This is a genomic window from Rodentibacter trehalosifermentans (assembly GCF_002000545.1).
GTDB classification, from domain to species: domain Bacteria; phylum Pseudomonadota; class Gammaproteobacteria; order Enterobacterales; family Pasteurellaceae; genus Rodentibacter; species Rodentibacter trehalosifermentans.
In genome coordinates this window covers 1-6,155 of sequence record NZ_MLHL01000053.1, presented here as the reverse complement: position 1 = coordinate 6,155, position 6,155 = coordinate 1, and the positions used below count along the sequence as shown (strand labels likewise).

The window sequence follows — 6,155 nt, the reverse complement described above, 5'->3', positions numbered from 1 at the left end:
CCCCTAAAAAAATAATCCGTAATTAAGGTTTAGCTATGTTACATATCATTCCATTACAACAAACCCCTAATCAAAGTTTGTCGTTTAATATTGGAACACAATCTATTCATCTTACACTGGTGACGAGAAACGATAAGCAGTTGTTTGCAACAGTGCAAGCTAATAATCAATTGATTGTGGCTAATCGAATTTGTTTAGATGCAGTGCCGTTAATTTCTGTGGATTATTTGCCTATTGTAGGGAATCTTGCTTTTTTCGATACACAAGGTAAGGAAAACCCAAACTATAAAGAATTAGGCTCTCGTTTTGTGTTGGTTTATTCGGAGAAATAACAATGGAGCTCTTTAGAAATAGTAGTTTCAGACAACGAAAACTGCGGGTTACGTTATTGTTAGGCTCGCCTGAGCAAAAGTTTGACAACAACGGCAATAATACGGTCATCATTGAAAATATGCGGGTATCGGCACAGATTTTTGTTGGGGGTGGCAATATGGCACCTACCGCACAGATTGTGATTTATGGGTTGAGCCAATCCATTATGGATAGAGTAGCTCGGGTAAAATGGTACACCGATGCGGCGAAGTTGAATTTTGTTCGATTAGAAGCGCTAAATAATGAAGCTTATTCGATTTTATTTGAAGGAATGATTTCTTTTGCCACGCCAAATTTCGCCGGCGCGCCAAATGTGTCTTTAACGATAAAAGCGAGCACGGCAGCACAGCATCAAATTTTACCCGTGCCGCCGATAAGTAAAATGGGTGATGTTGATGTCGCTACTTTGATTAGCCAAATTTGCCAGAAAATGGGGATGGAATTTGAGAATAACGATGTAACCGCCAAAATCTCTAACCCTTATTTGTGCGAAACCAGTCTTGAACAAATCAAGAAAATTTGCCAAGCCGCAGATATTGATTTGGCTATTGAGGCGAATAAAGTTGCTATTAAAAACAAAGGTCAGGGAAGAAAAGTAAAAGTGCCGGTAATTTCTCCAAGTACCGGACTTATTGGTTATCCAATGCTGGATTTAAGTGGGATTAAATTTCAATGTTTATACGATCCTGAAATTAAATTCCACGGTATTTGTGAAATCCGGGATAGTGTTATTACACCGGCTAATGGACAATGGGCTATTTATGGTTTAAATCATTATCTTGATAGTGAACTGCCTAATGGTAAGTGGTTTTGCCAGGTGAGTGCAACTCGTATCGGTGAAATAAAGGTGAAGTGATGGAAAGTAAACTAGGATTAATTGATCATAGCCATACATTAGATGAAACCGCACAAATGCAGTTCATCATCAGCAATCTTATTGGGAGAATTCAAACGGTCACGTTAGTTCAGGTGAAAGCGGTTAAAGCTGCCGGTGTTAATCCTGTTGGGACGGTTGATGTTCAACCGATGGTGGCGCAAATAGATGGACAGGGAAAGACTTATGAGCACGGTATTATTTACAATATCCCTTATTTCCGTTTACAAGGTGGCGCCAATGCAGTGATTATCGATCCTAAAGTGGGCGATATTGGCATGTGTGGGTTTTGTAGTCGTGATATTTCGAGCGTGAAAAACAACAAAAAGCCCTCAAATCCACAGAGTTTAAGACGTTTTGATTATTCCGACGGGCTTTTCTTTGGTGGTTTCTTAAATGGTGTACCGGCTCAATACATTTTCTTTAAAGATGAAGGAATTGATATTGTTTCAAAAGGTGAAGTAATGATTAAGGGTACAAAAGTGAAAATTGATGCACCGATCGAAACTACGTCAACCGTAAAAGCCGGTGGGGATATTACGGATAATGCAAGTAACGGCGGAAAATCAATGCAAGAAATGCGATCGCTATACAATGATCATACCCACAATGGTGGGCCAAAACCTTCTCCGACAATGTAGAAAAAAACAAATTTAAAACTGACCGCACTTTTAATCGAAGTGCGGTTTTTTATTGGGGAAAATATGCAACTGACTCAATTACAGCAACATCGATTAGACAGACTTTACTATGTCATTGTGAATGACGAATGGGACGAAGCCAATCACCCGAGAAAGAAAAACGGGCAATTTGGTAAAGGTGGAGAAAAACACTCCATAGCTCAATCAAACAAGATAAATACGGCGGTGATAAAAGCCGATAGGAGAGCTGCAACATTTGACGAAGCTAGAAAACAAGCTAAAGAATTTCAAGGTAAAAAACTCATAAACAATGATTCGCATCTTACAGCGGTCGCTTCTCGTAATAGCTTAGATAAAATGCTGAGTTCAAAAGCCGTGAATAAATCAGCGAGTCCGCAATTACAGGCTCTAGCGGTGGCAAATACAGATAAACTTTATGAAAATGCATTATACGGCTGGAGTAAACCAGACAGATCCAATGATCCCAACATTGTGGCTGTACACCGTTTGTTTTCGGTATTAGAAACTGGAAAGGAACAATATTTAGTGAAGCTGACAGTAAAGGAAATTGCTCGTAGAGATCAAGAAAATAAGTTCTACACAATAGAAACGGTAGAGCTTAATGAAAAATCCCCTGCTGCTCAATGGGTTGACTCGACTGTTCAAGCTGATGGGCTTGACCCGACCTCAATCCGCTCAGTAGGGGATATACATAGTCTAGCTAAGATAGTTCAAAAAAGCAACATAAATGCAAGATTAGACAAATTGTTAGGAAATAAATGAATTTGATATGTCATTCCACGGGTGTAAACAGAGTAGGTGGAGATACTTCCGCCACTACGCACATTAAGCCTACACTTACGCGTCAAAATGTGGGAGCCGTGGAAACTAAACAGATTATAAGCCTAAACCCTAATCAAATTCAACGCCTTGATCGATTATTCAGAGGTACAAAATGAACACTATTTTTTTACACCCCACAGAATGGGATTTAATGTTGGATACAGAAGGAAATATTGCCTTTGCCAAAGATCCTTACGCTAAAGCTCAAGATGTGGCAAGCGCAGTTAAATTATTCAAGGGAGAACTTTATTACGATACTCGAAAAGGGATTCCGTACTTTGATGAAACCCTTGGAAAAAAACAATCTTTTGCGTTGTATCAGTATCGGTTAGAGCAAGCTGCGTTAACTGTTCCCGGTGTGAAATCTGCCAAAGCAACTGTATCAAGTGGTGAAAATCGTAGATTAATTGGTGACATTACTTTTACTGATGAAGAAAACAAACAACTACAGGTGCAAGTATGACAACAAATGTTCCGAATATTAAATTTACCCCACAGGGACTTATTCTGCCAACCGAACAAGAAATATTAAGTGGTGTATTAGAAGATATTGATAAGGCTTTTGGTGGTGGTTTAAACCGCAATTTAGAAACCCCACAAGGTCAGTTAGCAACTTCGTTGGCAGCTATTATCGCAGAGAAAAATAACACGATTGCTTGGTTAGTGAATAGTTTAGACCCAGATTATAGCGATGGCATAATGCAAGATTCCATTGGAAAAATTTATTTTATTAAACGCAAGGGGCAAATTAATTCCACTGCAGAATGTGAATTTAACGGCTTGCCAGGCGTGATTATTCCAAAAGGTTTTGTTGTAAAAGACGAAAACGAAAATGATTGGGTGCTTGATGAAACAGTTAGTATTTTAGAAAGTGGTACGGTCATCGGAAAATTTACGGCAAACGGCATTTATCCCGCAAAAGCCCATTCAATCAATCGCTTGTCTCAATCTATTATCGGGTTAGACAGAGTGACTAATCCAAATGCGGCAGCAACAGGAATTGAGCGAGAAAGCCGAAATGATTTTGCCAAACGTTATGAAAACAGCGTAGCCATTAATTCACAGGGAATGCCGGCAACGGTTTATGCCAATGTTGCTAAATTAGAAGGTGTAGTGAGTTGCTATGTTATCGACAATCCAAAAGGCGAAACCGTCAGAATTGGGGCAAGTAATACCGCACTTGCGCCACATAGTGTTTATGTTGCGGTGTTTGGTGGTGATGATAAAGCTATTGCAGAAGCCATTCATCGCTATGCAGGCAACGGATGTGATTACAACGGCAATACGACTGTTCAGGTGACGGATGAACGTTATTCCGAGCCTAAGCCGACTTATCAAGTTAAATTTCAGCGTCCTGTTCCAACGCCGATTCATGTTTCTGTCACCATTAAACGTGGTGCAATATTGGAGGCAGAACAATTAATTAAGCAATCTGTTATTAAAGAATTTGAAAAAAATAGATTGAAAATTGGCGCAACGATTTATGCCATTGGGTTCATTCCGGATCTAGTCGAGAAAATTGGAAAAGAATACCTATTAGATGTAAAAGTTGGAAAAAGCAAAACACAGTTATCAGACAATGTGCAAATTGGCATTGATCAAATCCCAACGCTAATGGAAAGCAATATTAGGGTGAGCGTGGTATGAAAAATGTAAAAGCAACGATCATCAGTCAATATGCTAACAGTCCCGTACTGTGTAACTTGATTGAGCGTTTTGATGAGTATATCGATCCGAAATACGATATTGATCACTTTTATCGCCTCATCTGGAACATTGATACCGCAGAGGGAATCGGATTGGATTTTTGGGGAAAAGTTGTCGGAATTCAAAGAGACATCGTTATCAACGAAAAAAAACCAATTTATCGGTTCTACGCTTGCTGCTGATGATTTAGAAAAATACAAAATCAATTCAAGATATTTTATGAATGACGAAATGTTCAGAAAGATGATCTTGATGAAGGCAATGAGCAATATTATTTACACCACAGCGTACAATATTAATACATTGCTTTTGCTGTTATTTGAAAAGCGGGGCAGAGCTTACTTTGTTAAAAGTGGGACGATGTCTGCCCGCTATATCTTTGAATTTAACCTAACGCCAGATGAGAAAGCCGTGTTAATTAGTACGGATTTATTGCCAAGACCAACAGGTGTATTAGTAGATTTTTACGAACCCGATATTAAGAAAACATTTGGATTTATTGAAGCCAATATGGCTCCTTTTGGCGAAGGTGCATTTTACATAGGTGATAGATAATAACTAACAAACCCGCAAAGATGCGGGTTTTTTATTGGAGAAAATAAATGACAGTACCAAAACTACTATCAAAAGCGTGGGCTTCTAATGGTTTAAAAAATGATATTCCCGCAGAACGGTCAGATAGCTTGCCTAGAGAATCCGCAACTTATAGTGACGGTTTCCCACAAATCACGATGACCCCTATCGCAATGGGAGGGAAAGCTCCATCAGGTAAAGATATGAATGGCGTATTAAATGAATTATCCGATCATATTGTTTATCAAAACAAAGGGGGAATTTATCCGTTTGATGCTGAATTTGCAGAGAAAATTGGTGGTTATCCGAAAGGGGCGATATTAATTAATGATCGGTTAAATTTAGCCTTCCAAAGTCTTGTTGATAACAACAAAACTAATTTCAACACACAAAATTATTCCGGTAAATGGGTAGTGGTATTTGGCAATGATTTTTTTGTGCCGAAAACACAGGCTGCCACAACATCACGAGCCGGTATTGTGCAACTCTCAAATGACGACAACAGCGATGATGAAACCAAAGCACCGACATTAAAAGCTATAAAAAAACTCAAAGGGCTTTATGACGGATTGCGCCGTTTGTTAGATAGTTATATCCCAAACAGCAAAAAATCAAACGCAGTTAATAGCACTAGCAGCGATACCATAGCGACCAGTGCGGCGGTGAACACCGCTTACAACCGCGCAGTGAGTGCGGAAAATAACAATCTCTTCCAGAAAATCTACATCAGCAGCTCAACGCTTGAATTAGATTTAACCAATAGAGAACAAGTTATTGCGTTATTTGGCGATAAATATCGCCAAAATGGTTATCTGACCTTTGCTAATCACAATAATGCGACAAGTAGGATTAGTGGCTTGCCGCTTAAAACGCGCTCCCCGATTGTGATGACGTTTTATCTCATGGCGGGTTACAGCATTTTTTATTGCCACTATGTATCGCTTAATCGCAAGTTTTACAGTGTGGCGAATTTGAATAACGCCACCTATCAATTAAATTGGGTGGAAGAAATTAGCAATACCGGTGAACAAACCATCAATAATCAGCTTGTTGTGGCGACAAGCAGTTGGGCTAAACACAAATTCCCTATCGATGGCGGCGGTGAATGGCGATTGGAGTTCAATCCCAAAAGCGAAACCGACCCA

At 39.3% G+C, this 6,155-nt stretch carries 9 protein-coding genes; all 9 read left to right on the top strand.

The features are described 5' to 3' along the window. Positions 1–35 precede the first annotated feature (35 nt). Positions 36–332: a phage baseplate plug family protein gene (locus BKK52_RS09355; protein WP_077474752.1), complete on the top strand. Its 297-nt coding sequence runs from the start codon at positions 36–38 to the stop codon at positions 330–332. 2 nt (positions 333–334) lie between these two features. Then, positions 335–1,228, top strand: a complete 894-nt coding sequence (locus BKK52_RS09350) for a baseplate hub protein (RefSeq protein WP_077474751.1) — start codon at positions 335–337, stop codon at positions 1,226–1,228. Further along, positions 1,228–1,887: a Gp138 family membrane-puncturing spike protein gene (locus tag BKK52_RS09345; protein WP_077474750.1), complete on the top strand. Its 660-nt coding sequence runs from the start codon at positions 1,228–1,230 to the stop codon at positions 1,885–1,887. The genes BKK52_RS09350 and BKK52_RS09345 overlap by 1 nt, the downstream gene beginning before the upstream one ends. A gap of 63 nt (positions 1,888–1,950) precedes the next feature. Continuing rightward, positions 1,951–2,670 (top strand): LPD3 domain-containing protein, encoded by a 720-nt coding sequence (locus BKK52_RS09340; RefSeq protein ID WP_077474749.1) that lies wholly within the window; start codon positions 1,951–1,953, stop codon positions 2,668–2,670. 172 nt (positions 2,671–2,842) lie between these two features. Further along, positions 2,843–3,193: a contractile injection system sheath initiator gene (locus tag BKK52_RS09330; protein WP_077474747.1), complete on the top strand. Its 351-nt coding sequence runs from the start codon at positions 2,843–2,845 to the stop codon at positions 3,191–3,193. Next, positions 3,190–4,377 carry a baseplate J/gp47 family protein gene (locus BKK52_RS09325; RefSeq protein ID WP_077474746.1) on the top strand — a complete coding sequence of 396 codons (1,188 nt, stop codon included), beginning with the start codon at positions 3,190–3,192 and terminating at the stop codon, positions 4,375–4,377. The genes BKK52_RS09330 and BKK52_RS09325 overlap by 4 nt, the downstream gene beginning before the upstream one ends. Beyond that, positions 4,374–4,619 (top strand): baseplate wedge 1 family protein, encoded by a 246-nt coding sequence (locus tag BKK52_RS14095; RefSeq protein WP_279626516.1) that lies wholly within the window; start codon positions 4,374–4,376, stop codon positions 4,617–4,619. The genes BKK52_RS09325 and BKK52_RS14095 overlap by 4 nt, the downstream gene beginning before the upstream one ends. A gap of 37 nt (positions 4,620–4,656) precedes the next feature. Then, positions 4,657–4,992 carry a baseplate wedge 1 family protein gene (locus BKK52_RS14090; protein WP_341864554.1) on the top strand — a complete coding sequence of 112 codons (336 nt, stop codon included), beginning with the start codon at positions 4,657–4,659 and terminating at the stop codon, positions 4,990–4,992. A 47-nt stretch (positions 4,993–5,039) separates the two neighbouring features. Further along, a partial coding sequence (locus BKK52_RS09315; protein ID WP_208606154.1) for a tail fiber protein occupies positions 5,040–6,155 on the top strand: 1,116 nt, incomplete at its 3' end.